The following is a 17697-nucleotide window of genomic DNA, read 5'->3' on the forward strand; positions in this document are numbered from 1 at the left end:
ATACTCATGCGGATGGCTGCCGCGTTGGCGCCGCGGGGGCCAGCCGCCCCGGGATGGCCGCCAGGAGGGCGCGGGTGTAGGGCTGAGCAGGGTCGGTGAACACCGACTCGGTGAGGCCGCTCTCGACCACCCGGCCCTGGTTCAGGACGGTCACGGTGTGCGAGATGTGCCGCACCACCGCCAGGTCGTGGGAGATGAACAGGTACGTCAGACCGAGGTCGTCCTGCAGTCGTTCGAGCAGCCGCAGGATCTGCGCCTGCACGCTCACGTCCAGCGCGGAGACCGCCTCGTCCAGGACCAGCACCTGCGGCTCGAGCACCAGGGCACGGGCGATCGCGACCCGTTGTCGCTGCCCGCCGGAGAGCTCCGCCGGCCGACGCCCGGCCACCGAGGCCGGCAGCGAGACCTGGTCCAGCAGGGTGGACACCTTCGCGGCCCGCGTGGCCCGGTCGCCGAGACCGAAGTTCGTCAAGGGCTCCGCGATGATCGCCGCGACGTCCTGGCGCGGGTCCAGTGAGCTGAACGGGTTCTGGTAGACCATCTGCAGCACCCGCCGGAACTGGCGCAACGGCTCCCCCCGGAGGCCGGTGATCTCCTGGCCGGCGACCGCGATCGACCCCGACGTCGGCGTGTGGAACCCGAGTACGGCCCGTGCGATCGTGGTCTTGCCGGAGCCGGACTCGCCGACGATGGCGTGGGTGGTGCCCGGCTGCACCGCGAACGAGACCCCGTCGACCGCGCGCAACGGCACCCGACCGCGGCCGAGGGAGAACTCCTGGACGAGGTCGCTCACCACGAGGGCGGGCTCGGCTGCCGCGCCGTCGGCCAGGATCCGTTCGGCCTGCGCCAGGGTGCGCCGGCCCGACGTGGCCAGCGCCGGGGCATCGTCGAGCAGTTGCCTGGTGTAGGCCGACGCGGGCGCGGTGAGCACCTGGTCCTTGGTGCCCTGTTCCTGGACGCGGCCGTCCTTGAGGACCACCACGGACGTGGCCCGGTCCGCCGCCACCGCCAGGTCATGGGTGACGAGCAGGATCGCCGTGCCGAGTTCGACGCGCAGCTCGTCCAGCAGGTCCAGGATGTTGCGCTGCACGGTCACGTCCAAGGCGGAGGTGGCTTCGTCGGCGATGATCAGCTCGGGGTCGAGGGCGATCGCGGACGCGATCAGCACCCGCTGCTTCATGCCGCCGGACAGTTCGTGCGGATACTGGCGCGCGCGCAGTTCCGGATCGGGGATGCCGACCTTCTCGAGCAGCTCGACGACCCGGGCCCGGATCGCCCGCTTGTCACCCCACCGGTGGATCCTGAGCACCTCGGCCAGGCTGTCCCCGATGCGCTTGACCGGGTTCAGGGAGTTGTTCGGGTCCTGTGGCACCAGCCCGACGCGGGTACCCCGGACGGCCTGCAGCTGCTTCGGGGACCACGCGGTGATGTCGGTCCCGTTGAGCAGGATCTGCCCGGCGGTGACCGACCCGTTCTCGGCCAGCAGCCCGATCACGGCCTGCGCGGTGGTGGTCTTGCCGGAGCCGGACTCCCCCACCACGGCCACGACCTCGCCGGGGTGGACGCGCAGTGACACGTCGTGCACCACGGTGGTCCACTCGTGACCGCTGGAGTAGGCCACCGAGAGGTCACGGACCTCCAGGACCGGCGCTGCGCCGCTCATGCCCGGCCCCGCCGGGCGATGTCGGCGGAGATCCGGTTGGCGGAGAGCACGACGGCCACGACCACGAGGCCGGGCAGGGTGGTCAGCCACCACGCGGTCGCCACGTAGTTGCGCCCCTCGGCGATCATCAGCCCCCACTCGGGAGTGGGCGGCGGTGCGCCGTAGCCGAGGAAGCCGAGGGTGGAGATGGCCAGGATCGCGGTCCCGAACTGCAGGGCGGCGAGGGCGATCACGGCGGTCAGGGAGTTCGGCAGGACATGCCTGCGGACCACATTGAAGAAGGTCCCACCGGAGGCGAACGCGGCCTCAACGTAGTCGGTGCGCCGCACCCGGACGACCTCCGAGCGGGACAACCTGGCGAACGCGGCGACCGAGGCGATCCCGACCGCGACCGCTGCCTGCACGGTGCCGAACCCGAGCAGGATGATCACGCTCAGCGAGAGCAGCAGCGTCGGCACGGCGAGCAGCACGTCGACCACCCGCATCAGGACGTCGTCGACGAATCCGCCGACCGAGCCCGCGATCACGCCGATCCCGGTGCCGAGCACCAGGCCGACCGTCACGGCGACCAGGGCCCCGGTGAGGGAGTGCACGGCGCCGTAGACCACCCGGGTGAACATGTCCCGCCCGGTGGCGTCCGTGCCGAACAGGTGCTCGGCGCTGGGGCCCTGCAGCGCGGCCGCGGCGTCGCCGGCGATCGGGCCGTAGGAGGTGAACAGGCCGGGCAGCGCGGCCCAGGCCACCACGATCGCGATGACCAGCCACGGGATCACCTCGGTGACCCGGATCCGGCCGCGACGACGCCGGCGGGACCGCCCGTCCGCCGGTGCCGAACCCGGCAGGGCGGGCGTGCCCGGCTCGGGCTCGGCAACCTGCGGCAACAGCGGGGTCGCCTCGAGGAGTCGGGACTCGGTCATCGGGATCCTCCTATCCGGCGCGCGAGCCGCGGGTCCAGCTTCGGGTAGATCAGGTCCACGGCGAGATTGATCAGGACGAAGACCGTCGCTGCGAGCAGCACCACGGCCTGCAGCACCGGCGTGTCCTGGTGGGCCACGGCCTGCTCGGTGATCCGGCCGATGCCCGAGCGCCCGAACACGGTCTCGGTGACCACGGCCCCGCCGATCAGTTCACCGAACAGGATGCCGGCCATGGTCAGGGTCGGCAGCGTCGCGTTCTTGAGCACGTTCCGCCACAGGACCCACGACGGCGAGGCCCCCTTCGCCTGCACCACCCGGACGAACGGCTGGGTGTACACCTCGTCGATGCTGCGGGTGAGGATCTGCGCGATCGGAGCCGCGATCGGCACCGCGAGGGTCAGCACCGGCAGGATCAGGCCCTCGACGGGACCGGGGTTGATCACGGCGACCCAGCCGAGCCGGAACGAGAAGAACTGGATCAGCACGATGCCGAGCCAGAACACCGGCACCGACACGAACAGCGACGGCACCGACCGCAGTGCCGTGCGGATCCACGCGAAGCGGGCCGAGGCACTCAGGAACGCGATGGCGAACGCGAGCAGCACCGCCAGGACGAACCCGGCCGCCGCCAGCACCAGGGTCTGCGGGAAGGCCTCCGCGATCAACTGCCGCACCGGCGTGCCGGATTGCACCGAATACCCGAAGTCGCCGCGGATGAAACCGGCGAAGGTGTGCAGGTACTGGATGAGCACCGGGTCGTCGACCCCGTAGGAGGCCCTGATGTCGGCGATCTGTTCCGGGGAGAGCCCGAGCTCGGGGTTCTCGAACCGGATCATGATTGCGTCCCCGGGCATCGCCTGGAGCAGCACGAAAGCCGCGGTGAACGCGATCCACAGGACGATCAGGGCCTGCCCGAGCCGGCGCGGCACGTAGCCGGTGAGCAGCGCGAGCACGCGGCCACCGCGACCGGGCGGCGTGGCACGCCCGACGGCGCCACCGCCCCTGGTGCGCGGCGCACCCGGGGTGGGTGCGCCGTCGGGCACCCCGGTCTCGAGGGACGCCTCAGCGGTCAAGCCACACCTCGTAGAAGCTCGGGCGACCGACCGACTCGAAGGAGAGGCCCTCCACGTCGGTCTGCGAGCCGAACACCTGCGGCTCCTCGAACAGCGGGATCACGTACGCGTTCTCGGCCAGGTAGGTCTGCACCGCCTGCGAGTTCGCGATCCGGGTGTCGCCGTCGGCCTCGGAGGCGACGGCGGCCAGGAGGGCCTCCAGCTCCGGGTCGGCGATCGCATCCGTTGCCGGGTCCCGGTTCAGCAGGGTGTTGCGGTTCGTGGAGTAGTACTGGCTCTTGATGACGTCCAGGTCGGCGCGGCCCACCATCGAGTGGTAGATCTGCACCTGGTCCGCGTCCTGGATGGCCTCGGTGTAGGTGCCCGCGTCGGCCCGCAGGATCTGAAGGTCCACGCCGATCTCGGCGAGCTGCTGGCTGATCAGGGTGAGCGCCTCGAACGAACGCGGCTGCGGGGCCGCCTCGTTCACCACGAGGGTCAGGGGTTGGCCGTCCCGCTCCCGGATCCCGTCGGCGCCGAGCGTCCAGCCGGCCTCATCGAGCAGTTCGGCGGCGTGCTCGGGGTCGAACGCGTAGTACTCCTCGAGGTCGGTGTAGCCGAGTGCGGTGCTGCTCAGCGAGGAGGTGGCCAGGGGGTAGTTCTCGGTGTAGATGGTGTCCACCACCTGCTGACGGTCGATGCCGGCGATGAGCGCCTGCCGCACCCGCAGGTCGGACAGGATCGGGTTCGTGAACCGCAGGCTCAGGGAGTTGTTCACGCCACGGGTCTGCGGGGCGTAGATGTCCAGACCGGCGCCCGCGACCTGGGCCTCGTCCTGCGCCTCGACGTAACGGATCACATCCGCCTGTCCGGACGTCAGGGCGCCCACCCGGACGCTGTCCTCAGGGGTGACCGTGACCTGCACCTCGTCCACGTAGGCACGGCCCTGGTTCTCGCGAGCCGCCGGTGCCCAGGCGTAGTCCTCGCGGGCGCTGAGCGTGACACTCGTACCGATCTCCTCGGCGGAGATCACGAACGGTCCCGAGCCGATCACGTTCTGGCCGTTGCCGGGCCCGAAGTCCTCGAACGCTCCCTCCAGGGTGCTCGCCGAGACCAGGCCGGAGTTGATCGTGGAGGTCGCCTGCAGGAAACCCGGGGCCGGTGCGGAGAAGTTGAAGACCACGGTGTCGGCGTCCACCACCTCGCTGGAGGCGTAGTTGTTCACCGCCTCGGAGACGGTCAGCGCCCGGTCCGGGTCGCCCAGACCGTAGAGGTCGAAGTTCGCGGCGACCACCTCGGCGTCCAGCGCCGAGCCGTCGGAGAACGTGACATCGCTGCGCAGGTTGAACGTGTACTGCGTGGCGTCCTCGTTGATCTCCCAGTCGGTGGCGATCCACGGTTCGAACTCGAGGGTCTCCGGGTCCTGGTAGACGAGCCGGTCCGTGATGTTGTTGACCAGTCCGCCGTTCGGGTAGAAGCCCGCGGCCGGCGGGTAGAGCGTGTCGTGCGGCTGGTGCTCGAGGTAGACGAGGGTGCCGCCGGTGACCGGGTCACCGCTGGGCTCGCCGTTCCCACCGGACCCGCCGTCGGATCCACACGCCGTAAGAACCAGGGCGAGTGTGGCGCCGAGCGCCGCTGCGCCCTGCCATCCGCGGTGGGTTCTGATCATGGGGGTTCCTCTCGTGGCCTGCCTGGGCGGCGGCAGTACACCCGAGTCACGGGTGCCGCCTGTGGGACTGTCGGTCGTTCCAGAGTCGCGTGCGTCCGACCGACTCTCAATGTGGTCCCCGTGGGTCTCAGATGATGGACGGCACCCGGGCCGCCCTGCTCCGGCTCAGCCGTCGACCAGCGGCCCGGGCGGCAGTTTGCGGACCTTTCGCCGTCGGCTCCGCCGGGCGGGGATCATCGAACGCATCTCCTCCAGCCGGCCGAAGCACAGCAGCCGGTCCTCGGCCTCGAGCTCCGTGCTGCGCCGCGGGTTCGGGATCACCGAGGTGCCACGGTGCAGTGTCAGCACGGTGATGTCGCGCTCCTCGAGACCGGAGTCGCCGATGGTGCGTCCCACCAGGTCGGCGCCGGTGTGCACGAGCAGCTCCGCGACGCCGTACCCGGTGGAGACGGTCAACCGCTGCCGCACGTCGATCTCCGGGAACGCGACCTGGTCGGCGATGTGGTCGATGATCGCGCCGGCCACGTCCAGGTTCGTGGCGGTCTCGATGCCCTCCAGCCCCGGGGAGGAGTTGACCTCCATCACGAGCGGCCCGTCGGCCCCCTCGAGCATGTCCACCCCGGCGACCCGCAGGCCCATGATCTGCGCCGAGCGGACCGCGAGCTCCTCGAACTCCTTGTCGAGCGTGACGGGTTCGACCGAGCCACCGCGGTGCACGTTCGAACGGAACTCGTCACCGTGCGCGATCCGGCGCATGGCGGCGACCACGCGGTCGCCGACCACGAGGGCCCGTACGTCCCGCCCCTTGCTCTCCACCACGAAGCTCTGGATGAGCACGTTCTGCTTGGTGCTGTGCAGGGTCTCGATGATCGCCTCGGCGACCTTGACCCCGGGCGCGAGGATCACGCCGATGCCCTGGGTGCCCTCGAGCAGCTTGATCACCACGGGCGCCCCACCGACCCGCTCGATCGCGGGCCGCACGTCCGCACGGTTGCGCACGAACGCCGTCGCCGGCATACCGATCTGGTGCCGCGCGAGGATCTGACTCGCCCGGAGCTTGTCCCGTGCGTTCGAGATCCCGTTCGCCGTGTTCGGCGTGTACACGTCCATCTGCTCGAACTGCCGGACGACGGCGGTGCCGAAGTAGGTGATCGAGTTGCCGATCCTGGGCAGGATCGCGTCGTAGTCCGAGATCGGCTTGCCCCGGAACTGCAGGTCCGGCTCAGGGCCGGACAGGTCGATGGCGAACCGCAGCGTGTCCAGGACCTTGACCTGGTGCCCACGGTCGGCCGCAGCCGTCCGCAGCCGTTGGGTGGAGTACGCACGGGGCGCGCGCGAGAGGATCGCCAGTTTCATGCTGTTCGCCTGCGAGGATGAGGAGGTGACCGGGCCGACCCATCTAAGCACCCCGACGGGGTGGCGGGAGTGGGTCGCGATGCCCGGGATCGGGGTGCCGTGGGTCAAGGCGAAGATCGACACGGGGGCACGCTCGAGCGCCCTGCACGCCTTCGGCGTGACCGAGTTCGAGCGCGACGGCGAACCCTGGGTCTCGTTCATCGTGCACCCTTTGCAGAACTCGGCCCGGGACGAGGTGGAGGTCAGCCTCCCGGTGCACGACCGCCGCGTCGTGCGCAGTTCCTCGGGCCACGCCCAGCGCCGGATCGTGGTGCTCCTGGACCTGGTGGTCGCCGCCCGCCCGATCACCGCCGAGGTGACCCTGAGCAACCGGGACCGGATGGGCTTCCGAATGCTGATCGGGCGTGAGGCCCTGCGCCAGGGCTTCCTGGTCGACCCCGGCCGCTCCTATCTCGGCCCCCGCCCCCCGAAGGCGATCCGGCGGCGCCACCGGGCGACCGGGTAGCGGCCCTCTCGCGGCCCTGTTGTCCGTGTGATGCGTCACTGACCCGGGTGGCGGGTCAGTGACGCAACGCGCAGGAACATGCCGATTTGGCCATCTCGCGACCTGCCGGGCGCGTTTGGCCATATCTGCGCGGTGAGGGCTAGCGTCGTTGTCATGCCCCACGCATCGTCGACCGGCGTCGGCCGGCTCGGTCTCCCGCCCACCATCCTCGCCGTCCTGTTCGATCTCGACGGCGTCCTGACCCAGACCTCGGTGCTGCACCGGACCGCGTGGAAGCAGACCTTCGATCCGATCCTGGCCGCGCACGGTCAGGGCGAGTTCACCGAGGCGGAGTACGCCGCCCACGTGGACGGGCGCCGCCGGTACGACGGTGTGCGCGCCTTCCTCGCCTCCCGCGGGATCAACCCCCCGGAGGGCAACCCCGCGGACGGGCCGGAGGCCGAGACGGTCTGCGGGATCGGCAACCGCAAGAACGAGGAGGTCGGTCGCCGGTTGGCGGCCGACGGCGTCGCGACCTACCCGGGGTCGGTCGCCTATCTGCACGCCGTGCGCGCCGCGGGGCTGCGCACCGCGGTGGTGACCGCGTCCGCGAACGGCGCCGACGTGCTCGCCGCGGCCGGCCTGAGCGACCTGCTCGAGGCCCGTGTCGACGGCGTGATCGCGGCCCGGGACAACCTCCCGGGCAAGCCCGCGCCGGACACGTTCCTGGCCGGTGCCCGCGCCCTCGGGGTGGCACCGGCGCAGGCCGCGGTGATCGAGGACGCGATCGCCGGCGTGCAGGCGGGCCGGGCCGGCAGCTTCGGCTACGTCGTCGGGGTCGATCGCCTCGACCAGGCCGCCGAGCTCGCCGCGAACGGGGCCGACGTCGTCGTCTCAGACCTGGCCGAACTCCTCGAGGGGGAAGCGTCATGACCGACTTCACCGGCGTGAACCCCGCGGACCGGGGCAGCAACGACGCGGACGCCACCGAGTACGAGCGGGACAGTGCCTACCGGGTGGACCCGTGGACGCTCAGCCGCACCGGCCTGGACCTGCACACGCTCGCCGCGAGCGAGTCGCTGTACTCCCTCGCGAACGGCCACATCGGGCTGCGCGGCTCCCTCGAGGAGGGTGAGCCGCGCGCAGTGCCGGGCACCTACGTGAACGGGTTCTTCGAGGAGCGCCCGCTCCCGCACGCCGAGTCCGGCTACGGCTTCCCGGAGTCCGGGGAGACCGCCGTCAACGTCACCGACGGCAAGATCATCCGGTTGTTCGTGGGCGACTCCCCGTTCGACATGCGATACGGCTCGATCGAGCACCACGAGCGTGCCCTCGACCTGCGGGCCGGCACGTTGGACCGGCACACCGAGTGGACCTCCCCCAGTGGCACCCCGGTGCGGGTCACCTCGCGCCGGCTGGTGTCCTTCGCCCAGCGCTCGCTCGCGGCGATCTGCTACGACGTGGAGCCCCTGGACGGCGACGCCTACGTCGCGCTGCAGTCCGACCTGCTCGCGAACGAGTCCGGCTCCACACCCTCCAGCGACCCGCGCGACGCCGCCCACCTGGACCGGCCGCTGCGCGCGGAGTTCGCCGCCGCGCGGGACAGCCGGGCCGTGCTGGTGCACCGGACCCGTCGCAGCAAGCTCCGGGTCGCCGCCGGCATGACGCACCTGCTCGAGGTCCCGGACGAGGTCGAGACCACCATCGAGGCCGCCGGGGACCTGGCCCGCTACACGGTGACGGCCAAGGTCCCGCGCGGTTCCCGGCTGCGGCTGATCAAGCTGGTCGCCTACGGCTGGTCGCACCGGCGCTCCGCGCCCGCACTGCGTGACCAGGTGGAGGCGGCCCTGTCCGTCGCGCGGCTGACCGGTTGGGACGGGCTGATCGAGCAGCAGCGCAACTTCCTGGACGAGTTCTGGAGCCGGGCCGATGTCGAGATCGACGGCGACCCGGCCCTGCAGCAGGCGGTGCGCGTCTCGATGTTCCACATCCTGCAGTCCGCGGCCCGCGCCGAGGGGCAGGCGATCAGTGCGAAGGGGCTGTCCGGCGTCGGCTACGACGGGCACACGTTCTGGGACGCGGAGGTCTTCGCGCTGCCCATGCTCACGTACACGATGCCCGCCGCCGCGCGCGACCACCTGGTCTGGCGCCACGCCACCCTCGGCGAGGCGCGCGCCCGTGCCAAGGAGCTCGGGCTGCGCGGGGCGGCCTTCCCCTGGCGGACCATCTCCGGCAAGGAGAACTCCGGGTACTGGCCGGCCGGGACCGCCGCCTTCCATGTGAACTCGGCCGTCGCGGCGGCCACGGCGCGATACCTCGCGGTGACCGGTGACGAGGACTTCGAGACCGTCGCCGGGGTCGAGCTGCTCACCGAGACCGCCCGGCTGTGGGCCTCGATCGGGCATTTCAACGACACGGAGTTCCACATCGACGGGGTCACCGGCCCCGACGAGTACACGGCGATCGTCGACGACAACCTCTACACGAACGTGATGGCGGCGCAGAACCTCACCGACGCCGCCGATGCGTGCGAGCGCCGCCCGGAGGTCGCCGCGACCCTCGGCGTGGACGCCGACGAGATCGCCCTCTGGCGCCGGGCCGCGGCCGGCGTGGCGATGCCCTACAACGACGACCTCGGCGTGCACGAGCAGTCGCTCGGCTTCACCCGGCACGCGGAGTGGGACTTCGCGGCCACGAAGAAGAAGTTCTACCCGCTGCTGCTGCACTACCCGTACTTCCAGCTGTACCGGCGCCAGGTGATCAAGCAGGCGGATCTGACCCTCGCCATGCACCTGCGCGGGGACCTGTTCACGCCGGAACAGAAGGAACGCAACTTCGCCTACTACGAGGCCCGCACGGTCCGGGACTCGTCCCTGTCCGCGGCCACACAGGCGGTCCTGGCCGCCGAGACCGGGCACCTCGAGCTCGCCTACGACTACTGGGCCGAGGTCGCGTTCGTGGACCTGGGCGACCTGCATGGCAACGTCGACGACGGCCTGCACATCGCGGCGATGGGCGGCTCCTGGATGGTGGCCGTCGCCGGCTTCGGCGGGATGCGCGACCACGGCGGCCGGGTGACGTTCGCACCCCGGCTGCCGCGGGCGCTGCAGCGGATCGCGTTCCAGCTCACCTACGGGGGCAACGTGCTGCGGGTGAGCATCCGCCGCGACGGCGACACCGGCGCCGAGGAGGCGACCTACGAGGTCGAGGCGGGCCCGGGTCTGCGGACCTGGCACCACGGCGAGCCCGTGGACGTGCGTCCCGACCAGCCCGTCACCCTGCCCGTACCCGTGGCATCGGACGTCGAGCCGGTCCAGCAACCCGCCCGTCGGGCACCCAAACGGCGACACTCGAACGGACGCTGACAGGCCGATGAATCGCGCCCGGACCACCTCTCCCACCCAACTGCCCACAACCATGCGGGCCGCCTTCCTCGACGGCCCCCGCACGATCGTCGTACGCGAGACCCCCGTGCCCACCCCGGGTGAGTTCGACGTGCTCGTCGCGCTCACCGCCGTCGGGCTCTGCGGCTCGGACGTGCACTTCTACGAGCACGGCCGGGTCGGCGACCTGGTCGTCGAAAAGCCGCTGATCCTCGGTCACGAGGCCACCGGGGTGATCGCCGCCGTCGGTCCCGGGGTGTCCCCGGAGCGGGTCGGCGAACGCGTCGCCGTGGAGCCGCAGCGCCCATGCCGGCGCTGCCACTACTGCCGCACCGGCCGGTACAACCTCTGCCCGGACATGGAGTTCGGATCCGCTCCCCCCGTCGACGGCGCGTTCGCGCAGTACCTGGTGGCCCCGGCCGACTTCGCCCATCCGGTCCCCGACGAGGTCTCCGACGCCGCCGCGGCGCTCGTCGAACCGCTCTCGGTGGGGATCGCGGCCGTCCGCAAGGCCGGTGTGGTGCCGGGATCCAGCGTGCTGATCGCCGGGGCCGGGCCGATCGGGATCCTGACCGCGGTGGCGGCGCGCGCCTTCGGCGCGACCGAGGTGATCGTCTCCGACCCGCTGCCGACCCGCCGCGCCATCGCCCTGACGCACGGGGCGACGGCGGTCCTGGACCCGGTCTCCGACGCGCCGCTCGACGGCGTGGTCACCTCGTTCATCGACGCCTCCGGCAACGCCCGCGCGATCGACGCGGGCCTGCGGGCGCTGGCCCCGGACGGGCGGGCGGTGCTCGTGGGCATGGGCGTGGAGCGGATCGACGTCGACCTGTTCCTGCTGCAGAGCCGGGAGCTGACGATCGACGGCCTGTTCCGGTACGTCGACACCTGGCCGACGGCGATCAAGCTCGCCGCGTCCGGCGCGATCGACCTGGACGCGCTCGTCTCCGGAACGTTCGGCCTGGACGACCTGGCGCAGGCCATCGCCCGCAACGGGGATGCCGACGTGATGAAGTTCCTCATCGACCCGCGACGCTAGCCGACCACCACGACGGTCCGGGTGACGGAGCCGCCCGTCAGTCCCGCTCGGGCAGCGTCGGATGCTCGGTCGGGTACAGGCCAACGGCGAACCCGTAGACGGTGTCCCCCTCGCGCGGCAGCCGGGCGAACTCCCCGATCACCTCGTCCACCCGCTGCCAGAACTCGTTCGCCCGCTGCCGTGGGATCCGGGCGTGCATGTGCTGCGCCCACATGGTGTCCGCGTGATAGGCGGGCATCGACTCGGCGGCGGCGTCGGCGAGGTAGTTCGTCCAGGGCAGCGGCGTGACGTCCTCCAGCGGGACCGCGCCGACGTAGAAGGTGCGGGCCACCCGCCCGTAGAAGCGTTCCTCGATGGCACGGACCTTCCGGGTCCGGACCACCTTGAAGACGTCGTTCTCGACGAGCACCTTCACATGATGGGCGATCGTGCTCTTCGGTCGTCCGACGGCGGCGGCGAGCTCGGTGACCGTCGCGGCCCGTTCGAGGACCAGGTCCATCAGCTGCCCACGCAGCGGGTCGAAGATCGCCCGCAGCTTCGCGGGCTCGGTGACGGCGACCGTCTCGAGGAGGTCATAGTCGGGTGAGCGCGGCGAGCCCGCCACGGCAGCGTCCATCGATTCTCCGTCCACCTATTGATCCAGACTATTGGATCATTCTAGACTCATGGATCATTCGGCGTCGTCCAGACCCGCCGATGATCTCCACGGAAGGAAGCGTCATGGCTGAGGTTCTGCTGTTCCACCACGCCCAGGGCCAGACCCCGGGTTTCCACGCCTTCGCCGACGACCTGCGGGCCGCCGGGCACACCGTGCACACACCGGACCTGTTCTCCGGCCGCACCTTCGACTCCATCCCCGACGGCATGGCCCATGTCGGGGAGATCGGGTTCGAAGAGGTGCTGGCCCGTGGCGCGAAGGCCGCCGAGGATCTGCCCGCCGAACTGGTCTACGCCGGCTTCTCCCTCGGCGTGGTGCCCGCGCAGCAGCTCGCCCAGACCCGGCCAGGCGCACGCGGCGCCCTGCTGATGTACTCGTGCGTGCCGTACACCGAGTTCGGGCAGGCGTGGCCCGCGGGGGTTCCGGTGCAGATCCACGGCGCGCAGGAGGACCCGTACTTCATGGACGAGGGTGACGTGGACGCCGCCCGCGAGCTGGTCGCGGCCACCGACGACGCCGAACTGTTCCTCTACCCCGGGGACCAGCACTACTTCGCGGACTCGAGCCTGCCCTCCTACCAGCCTGAGGCCGCGGCGCTGCTGACCGAACGCGTGCACGCGTTCCTCGCGGACAGGTGACGATCGTGTCCGACGCGATCACGCCGTCGGCCTTCGACGCCAGCGAGGGCGTCGCCGACTGGCGGGTGCTGTTCGGAGGGGCCACCGCCAACTTCGAGACAGGCTCGTTCACGACCGGGGTGGCCCTGGTCGCCAGGATCGGTGACCTGGCCGACGCGGCGAACCACCATCCCGACGTCGACCTGCGCTACGGCAGCGTCACGGTCCGGCTCATCTCCCACGACGTCGGCACCATCAGCCGCCGGGACGCGGACCTGGCCCGGCGGATCTCACTCGCGGCGAGCGAGCTCGGCGTCGTCGCCCGGCCGGACGCCGTCCAGACCGTGCAGTTCGCCATCGACGCCCACGTGCACGCGGACGTGATGCCGTTCTGGCGGGCCGTCCTCGGCTACGAGGCCCGCGGCGAGGAGGACCTGGACGATCCACACGGGCGCGGCCCGTCGGTCTGGTTCCAACAGATGGACCCGCCCAGGACCGGCCGCAACCGGATCCACGTGGACGTCTGCGTGCCGCCGGACCAGGGCGAGGCGCGGGTGGCCGCCGCCCTGGCCGCCGGCGGCCGGCTCGTCTCCTCGCACGCACCGACGTGGTGGACCCTTGCCGACGCGGAGGGCAACGAGGTGGACGTGGCGACCATGGCGGGCCGCGAGTGACGCACCACCTCTCCCGCGCCGACGCCCGACGGATCGCCGTCCACGCCCAGCTGTTGGACCGCCGTCGGCCCGCGAACCTGCACCAGGTGGTCCGGCACCTCGCCATGCTGCAGGTGGATCCGACGGCGGCCGTCGCCCCGAGCGCCGATCTGGTGCTGTGGAGCCGGCTGGGTTCGGCGTACGAGCGCGCCGACCTGCGGCGTGCGCTCGCCGAGCACACCCTCATCGAGCTGCTCGCACTGATCCGGCCGGCCGAGGACATCGCGCTGTACCGGGCCGACATGGACTTGTGGGCCGAGCGCCCGGGGCCGGCCCGGGCGTGGATCACGGCGAACGATGCCTGCCGGCGGGACATCCTGGCGCGTCTGGAGGCCGGCGGCCCGCTGCCGTCCCGAGACCTGCCGGACACCTGCGCGGTGCCGTGGGGCTCCACCGGATGGACCAACAACCGCAACGTCACGATGATGCTGGACTGCATGACGGCGCGCGGTGAGGTCGCCGTCGCCGGCCGGGCCGGGCGGCAGCGCCTGTGGGACCTGGCGGACCGGGTCTACCCCGACGTCCCGGTGATGCCCGCCGAGCAGGCGCGGCGCGTCCGCGACGAGCGCAGACTGCGCTCGCTCGGGATCGCGCGAGCCAGGACGACGCAGTCCCCGGTCGAGGCCTGGGACGTCGGCGAGGCCGGGGAGGAGGCCGAGGTCGACGGCGTCAAGGGCACCTGGCGGTTGGATCCGGCCCTGCTCGGGCAGCCGTTCACGGGCCGGGCGGCCCTGCTCTCCCCGTTCGACCGGCTCGTGCACGACCGCACCCGCGCCGTCGAGCTGTTCGAGTTCGAGTACCTGCTCGAGATGTACAAGCCGGCCGCCAAGCGCCGCTGGGGCTACTTCGCGCTGCCGATCCTGTACCGGGACCGGCTGGTCGGGAAGCTCGACGCGACGGCGGACCGCAAGGTCGGCGTGTTCACGGTGCACGCGCTGCACCAGGACGTCCCGTTCAGCGCCGCGATGACGACCGCGGTCGACGCCGAGATCGCCGACCTGTCCAACTGGCTCGGCCTCGACCTGATCCGCTGACCGCGATGCGCGGCCGGGCAGGCTAGAAGTCCTCGTTCACGCACCAGGTGCCGCCGACGGTGCGCCCGCCGCAGGTGTCGCCGAACTCCCGGTACTCGGAGTCGGAAGGGGCGTCGCGGTACAGGTCGTCGCAGGCCTGGTTGTCACCGGCCGCGCACTGGTCGTAGAGGCGGTCGAGCTCGGGATCGGACCCGTAGCTCCCGCGGCTCCCGAGAACGTTGGCGAGCACCGCGACGATGACGATGAGGAGGACGACACCGCCGGCCACGAGGCCGACTATGAGGCCGGTGTTCGACTTCTTCGGCGGTGGGTAACCGCCGTAGGTACCCGGCGCCCCGTACGCTCCGGCCGCGGCGTAGCCCCCAGCCGGCACGCCGTAGCCGCCGGCAGCGGGTGCGCCATAGGGGCTCGGCGTCTCGGGAGCACCGTACCCACCGGGTGCGCCGTAGGGGCTCGGGTTCTGCGGAGCTCCGTAGGGGCTCGGGTTCTGCGGAGCGCCGTAGGGGCTCGGGTTCTGCGGAACGCCATAGCCACCGGGTGCGCTCGGGTTCCCGCCGGCATACGGGTCGTACCCGCCGGAGGAGGCACCATAACCCCCGGGTGGGTTCGAGTTTCCGCCCGCGTACGGGTCGTACCCGCCAGAGGAGGCTCCGTGGCCACCGTGCCCGTCCGGCACGCCCGATCCCTGGTATGACATGTCCGTCCCCTCCACTGTGCCCCGGCGGTGGGCGGTACCCTCCGGCGACCGATGCGCCCAGTCCGCGCTCGCTCATGCTATCGGCGGGCGCGCATTGCTTCAGGTCGAACGGTCAGCAGCATCACCCGTCCGCGTCAGCCGGGCGCGCGTCACCCGTCCGCGGCAGCCGCGGCGCGCGTCAGCCGTCCGCGGCAGCGGGCCGGATCAGCCGCACCGCCGGCGCTCCGTGCTCGTCGAGCTCGCGCGGCAGGAAGCCCGCGGAACGCAGTTTCGCCAACACCTCAGGCCGAGGCGCGGCGGCCGCGAGCACGGTCGGGGCGACCTGCCGCAGGCCGAGCGCGCGCAGGGACCGGGTTGCCGCGACCTCGGCGACCAGGGCCTCGTCCTCGCTGACCAGCACCGCGCCGGCCGGCTGCACCTCCAGGTGCCCGTACCGGCGGCCGACGTCGCGCAGCAGGTACGTGACGGCCTGGGGCAGCGGCTTGTCGGAGAGCGCGGCGAGGTCCTCCAAGAGGGTGTCGACGTCGTGACCGGCGTCGAGCGCGGCGCGGATGGTGTCGGCAGAGATCCGCCAGGTACTGGCTGCCCCGCGGGCCTCCCGCGTGGCCATCGCGTCGAGGAGGTCCACGACACCGGCGGCGGGGCTTCCGGGCACCACCACGGTCAGATCCGAGCCGAACAGGATGTTCGCCTCCACTGCGGGCAGCATGTCGGTGAGTGCGGTGAGCAGGTCCGGGATGTCCTCGGACCGGTGCTCGCTCAGTGCCCGGCCGATGCGGCTGAGCCGTCCGTGCGAGATGGCACCGAGGCGATGCGCCTCGGCCCAGGTCACCTCGGCGTCGCCGCGGGGACGTTCGTACTCCCCGCTGCCCCAGGCCGCGAGCGCGAACACCTCCTCCGCCGAGACCACGGCAACGTCCTGACCGAGGCCGGCGAGGGTGTCCAGCAGGAGCGCCGGGTTCGGCAACCACCCCGGGCCACGCCGGGTGAGTGCCGGGAGCGGACGCCCGCCATCGGAGTCGACGCTGGTGGCGACGTCCACGTGGAACCACTGGTGCAGGAGTTCGGCGGCGCGCTCGGCAGGCTGCAGCCGGCGCCACTGCTCGAACCGGGGCGAGGTCACGATCGAGCCGCCCGCGGCGAGGTCGAACAGCCCGATCCGGTAGCCGAGCTCCACGGCCATCCGGGCCTCGGCCGGCTCGACGGTTGCGGCCTTGGCGAGGCGGGCCAACTCGCGCGCTCCGACACCGCCGGCCTTGAGCTGGGTGAGCGGGGTCCGGGCCACCGACTCGAGGGTCGCCATCACCGCGGCGAGGAAGTCCGAGACGGAGGCCGCCGCGGCCGACTCGGCCTGGCCCGGATCAACCGGGGTGGTGACCGGCATGGGCGGGTGCACCCGGAAAGGCGCCCGCAACGTCGGCGGCAGCATCGCGCGCGTCACCTCGGCCGGGATGTGGGTCGCGGACCTGGAGTAGGTCGACTCCGAGAGAATCAGCCCGTTCTCGGTGAGCCAGTCCAGAGCCTGACGCTCGGCGAGGTAGGCGGCCCGGTCGAAGCGGTCTGGATAGACCTCCTCCTCCTCGGGCACCTCGAGGAGGAGGACGGGCACGGTGCGGATCAGGTGCGCCACGGAGTCGGCGTGCCCGGTGATCCAGGCGAGGACCGGCTCCGGCGCCCTCGCGACGATGCGGCGCACGTGGTCCGGCTCGGCGAGGTATGCAGCGAGCGCAGTGACGACATCGGCACGGCGGCTCGGGACCTGCACGGCATGGTCGGACCAACCGCGCATGGCTCGCTGCAGTACCGGCACGGTGACGGCCTCCGCGAGCAGAGAGGCCGGACGCCCGAGCCACAGTGGCGAGCCGATCGTCTGGTACAGGCCGGGGTTCAGGTACAGGCGCGTCCCGGCATCCCAGCACAGGGCTGCCGAGCGTGCGGCCTCCCACCACGACTGCACGACGCGGCGATGGATTACAGCGTCGTTGCCGTCCCGGTCGAGGAACTCCGCCAGCCGATCCAGATCGAGCCCCGACCCGAGCCCCATCGCCGCCTCGATCAGGTCGCGACCAGGTTGGGGCATCCCGACGAACGCCCCCACCACGCCGTACGGGTGCATCAGCCGCCGGGCGAGGTCGCCCAGATCTCGCGGCTTGGACGTGAGGGTCACGTCCGGCCGCCGCGCGACCAGGTCGTCGACCTCCTCCCGTTCGAGGCCGCCGAGCCAGTCCAGGAGCGCGTCGCCAGGTTCCATGGGTACCAGTCTGCAGGCCTGCTGCGCCAGGTCGATATCGGCCTGTGGACATCGCCGCGCGTGAGTCTGCGCACATCGGCCCCAGATCGCCGACCCGCCCACTAGAATCGTTTCGACCCCCACGGCTCCCAGCGTCGGCCGCACCTCCCCACCAGCCCCAGGAG

General features: G+C 71.7%; 15 protein-coding genes. 7 read left to right on the forward strand and 8 right to left on the reverse strand.

The window, feature by feature from the left end:
- Positions 1 to 4: 4 nt before the first annotated feature.
- From HALOF300_RS09775 to HALOF300_RS09795, 5 genes are all read right to left on the reverse strand, one after another.
- Positions 5 to 1663: a dipeptide ABC transporter ATP-binding protein gene (locus tag HALOF300_RS09775; protein ID WP_156740774.1), complete on the reverse strand. Its 1659-nt coding sequence runs from the start codon at positions 1661 to 1663 to the stop codon at positions 5 to 7.
- Positions 1660 to 2580: an ABC transporter permease gene (locus tag HALOF300_RS09780; protein WP_156740775.1), complete on the reverse strand. Its 921-nt coding sequence runs from the start codon at positions 2578 to 2580 to the stop codon at positions 1660 to 1662. Before HALOF300_RS09780 ends, HALOF300_RS09775 begins: the two co-directional genes overlap by 4 nt.
- Positions 2577 to 3653 (reverse strand): ABC transporter permease, encoded by a 1077-nt coding sequence (locus HALOF300_RS09785; RefSeq protein ID WP_408636798.1) that lies wholly within the window; start codon positions 3651 to 3653, stop codon positions 2577 to 2579. The genes HALOF300_RS09780 and HALOF300_RS09785 overlap by 4 nt, the downstream gene beginning before the upstream one ends.
- The gene (locus HALOF300_RS09790) at positions 3643 to 5301 is read right to left on the reverse strand and encodes a TIGR04028 family ABC transporter substrate-binding protein (protein WP_156740776.1); all 1659 of its coding nucleotides are present in this window, start codon (positions 5299 to 5301) and stop codon (positions 3643 to 3645) included. Before HALOF300_RS09790 ends, HALOF300_RS09785 begins: the two co-directional genes overlap by 11 nt.
- Positions 5302 to 5466: 165 nt before the next feature.
- Positions 5467 to 6657 carry a RimK family alpha-L-glutamate ligase gene (locus tag HALOF300_RS09795; RefSeq protein WP_156740777.1) on the reverse strand — a complete coding sequence of 397 codons (1191 nt, stop codon included), beginning with the start codon at positions 6655 to 6657 and terminating at the stop codon, positions 5467 to 5469.
- Between HALOF300_RS09795 and HALOF300_RS09800 the strand changes: the two genes are divergently transcribed.
- From HALOF300_RS09800 to HALOF300_RS09815, 4 genes are all read left to right on the forward strand, one after another.
- Positions 6656 to 7162 carry an ATP-dependent zinc protease family protein gene (locus tag HALOF300_RS09800; protein WP_156740778.1) on the forward strand — a complete coding sequence of 169 codons (507 nt, stop codon included), beginning with the start codon at positions 6656 to 6658 and terminating at the stop codon, positions 7160 to 7162. The two genes, HALOF300_RS09795 and HALOF300_RS09800, sit on opposite strands and share 2 nt — an antisense overlap.
- A 153-nt stretch (positions 7163 to 7315) precedes the next feature.
- Positions 7316 to 8074: an HAD family hydrolase gene (locus tag HALOF300_RS09805; protein ID WP_156740779.1), complete on the forward strand. Its 759-nt coding sequence runs from the start codon at positions 7316 to 7318 to the stop codon at positions 8072 to 8074.
- Positions 8071 to 10506: a glycoside hydrolase family 65 protein gene (locus tag HALOF300_RS09810; RefSeq protein WP_156740780.1), complete on the forward strand. Its 2436-nt coding sequence runs from the start codon at positions 8071 to 8073 to the stop codon at positions 10504 to 10506. Before HALOF300_RS09805 ends, HALOF300_RS09810 begins: the two co-directional genes overlap by 4 nt.
- 7 nt (positions 10507 to 10513) lie before the next feature.
- Positions 10514 to 11563 carry an NAD(P)-dependent alcohol dehydrogenase gene (locus HALOF300_RS09815; protein WP_156740781.1) on the forward strand — a complete coding sequence of 350 codons (1050 nt, stop codon included), beginning with the start codon at positions 10514 to 10516 and terminating at the stop codon, positions 11561 to 11563.
- A gap of 37 nt (positions 11564 to 11600) precedes the next feature.
- Here HALOF300_RS09815 and HALOF300_RS09820 read toward each other — a convergent pair whose 3' ends face one another.
- The gene (locus HALOF300_RS09820) at positions 11601 to 12179 is read right to left on the reverse strand and encodes an ArsR/SmtB family transcription factor (protein ID WP_197522445.1); all 579 of its coding nucleotides are present in this window, start codon (positions 12177 to 12179) and stop codon (positions 11601 to 11603) included.
- Positions 12180 to 12283: 104 nt separating this feature from the next.
- Here HALOF300_RS09820 and HALOF300_RS09825 point away from each other — a divergent pair, with 104 nt between their 5' ends.
- Genes HALOF300_RS09825 through HALOF300_RS09835 form a run of 3 tightly spaced genes read left to right on the forward strand, consistent with a single transcriptional unit; the run spans position 12284 to position 14585 of the window.
- On the forward strand, positions 12284 to 12859 hold the full coding sequence (locus HALOF300_RS09825) for a dienelactone hydrolase family protein (RefSeq protein WP_156740782.1): 576 nt from the start codon (positions 12284 to 12286) through the stop codon (positions 12857 to 12859).
- Positions 12860 to 12864: 5 nt separating this feature from the next.
- Positions 12865 to 13512, forward strand: a complete 648-nt coding sequence (locus HALOF300_RS09830) for a VOC family protein (RefSeq protein ID WP_156740783.1) — start codon at positions 12865 to 12867, stop codon at positions 13510 to 13512.
- Positions 13509 to 14585, forward strand: a complete 1077-nt coding sequence (locus HALOF300_RS09835; protein WP_156740784.1) for a DNA glycosylase AlkZ-like family protein — start codon at positions 13509 to 13511, stop codon at positions 14583 to 14585. The genes HALOF300_RS09830 and HALOF300_RS09835 overlap by 4 nt, the downstream gene beginning before the upstream one ends.
- A 22-nt stretch (positions 14586 to 14607) precedes the next feature.
- Here HALOF300_RS09835 and HALOF300_RS09840 read toward each other — a convergent pair whose 3' ends face one another.
- Together HALOF300_RS09840 and HALOF300_RS09845 are read right to left on the reverse strand one after the other, a co-directional pair.
- A complete protein-coding gene (locus HALOF300_RS09840) occupies positions 14608 to 15282 on the reverse strand; it encodes a hypothetical protein (RefSeq protein WP_156740785.1) in 675 nt (224 codons plus the stop codon).
- Positions 15283 to 15460: 178 nt separating this feature from the next.
- Entirely contained in the window at positions 15461 to 17533 is a 2073-nt protein-coding gene (locus tag HALOF300_RS09845) for a helicase-associated domain-containing protein (RefSeq protein WP_156740786.1), read from the reverse strand.
- Positions 17534 to 17697: the final 164 nt, after the last annotated feature.

The organism is Occultella aeris, assembly GCF_902703175.1.
Taxonomy (GTDB): Bacteria; Actinomycetota; Actinomycetes; order Actinomycetales; family Beutenbergiaceae; genus Occultella; species Occultella aeris.

Excerpts from the sequence above, each read along its gene's own strand:
- HALOF300_RS09775 (WP_156740774.1), bottom strand. The coding sequence starts at position 1,663 with ATGAGCGGCGCAGCGCCGGTCCTGGAGGTCCGTGACCTCTCGGTGGCC.
- HALOF300_RS09780 (WP_156740775.1), bottom strand. The coding sequence starts at position 2,580 with ATGACCGAGTCCCGACTCCTCGAGGCGACCCCGCTGTTGCCGCAGGTT.
- HALOF300_RS09790 (WP_156740776.1), bottom strand. The coding sequence starts at position 5,301 with ATGATCAGAACCCACCGCGGATGGCAGGGCGCAGCGGCGCTCGGCGCC.
- HALOF300_RS09800 (WP_156740778.1), top strand. The coding sequence starts at position 6,656 with ATGCTGTTCGCCTGCGAGGATGAGGAGGTGACCGGGCCGACCCATCTA.
- HALOF300_RS09795 (WP_156740777.1), bottom strand. The coding sequence starts at position 6,657 with ATGAAACTGGCGATCCTCTCGCGCGCGCCCCGTGCGTACTCCACCCAA.
- HALOF300_RS09805 (WP_156740779.1), top strand. The coding sequence starts at position 7,316 with ATGCCCCACGCATCGTCGACCGGCGTCGGCCGGCTCGGTCTCCCGCCC.
- HALOF300_RS09810 (WP_156740780.1), top strand. The coding sequence starts at position 8,071 with ATGACCGACTTCACCGGCGTGAACCCCGCGGACCGGGGCAGCAACGAC.
- HALOF300_RS09815 (WP_156740781.1), top strand. The coding sequence starts at position 10,514 with ATGAATCGCGCCCGGACCACCTCTCCCACCCAACTGCCCACAACCATG.
- HALOF300_RS09820 (WP_197522445.1), bottom strand. The coding sequence starts at position 12,179 with ATGGACGCTGCCGTGGCGGGCTCGCCGCGCTCACCCGACTATGACCTC.
- HALOF300_RS09825 (WP_156740782.1), top strand. The coding sequence starts at position 12,284 with ATGGCTGAGGTTCTGCTGTTCCACCACGCCCAGGGCCAGACCCCGGGT.
- HALOF300_RS09840 (WP_156740785.1), bottom strand. The coding sequence starts at position 15,282 with ATGTCATACCAGGGATCGGGCGTGCCGGACGGGCACGGTGGCCACGGA.
- HALOF300_RS09845 (WP_156740786.1), bottom strand. The coding sequence starts at position 17,533 with ATGGAACCTGGCGACGCGCTCCTGGACTGGCTCGGCGGCCTCGAACGG.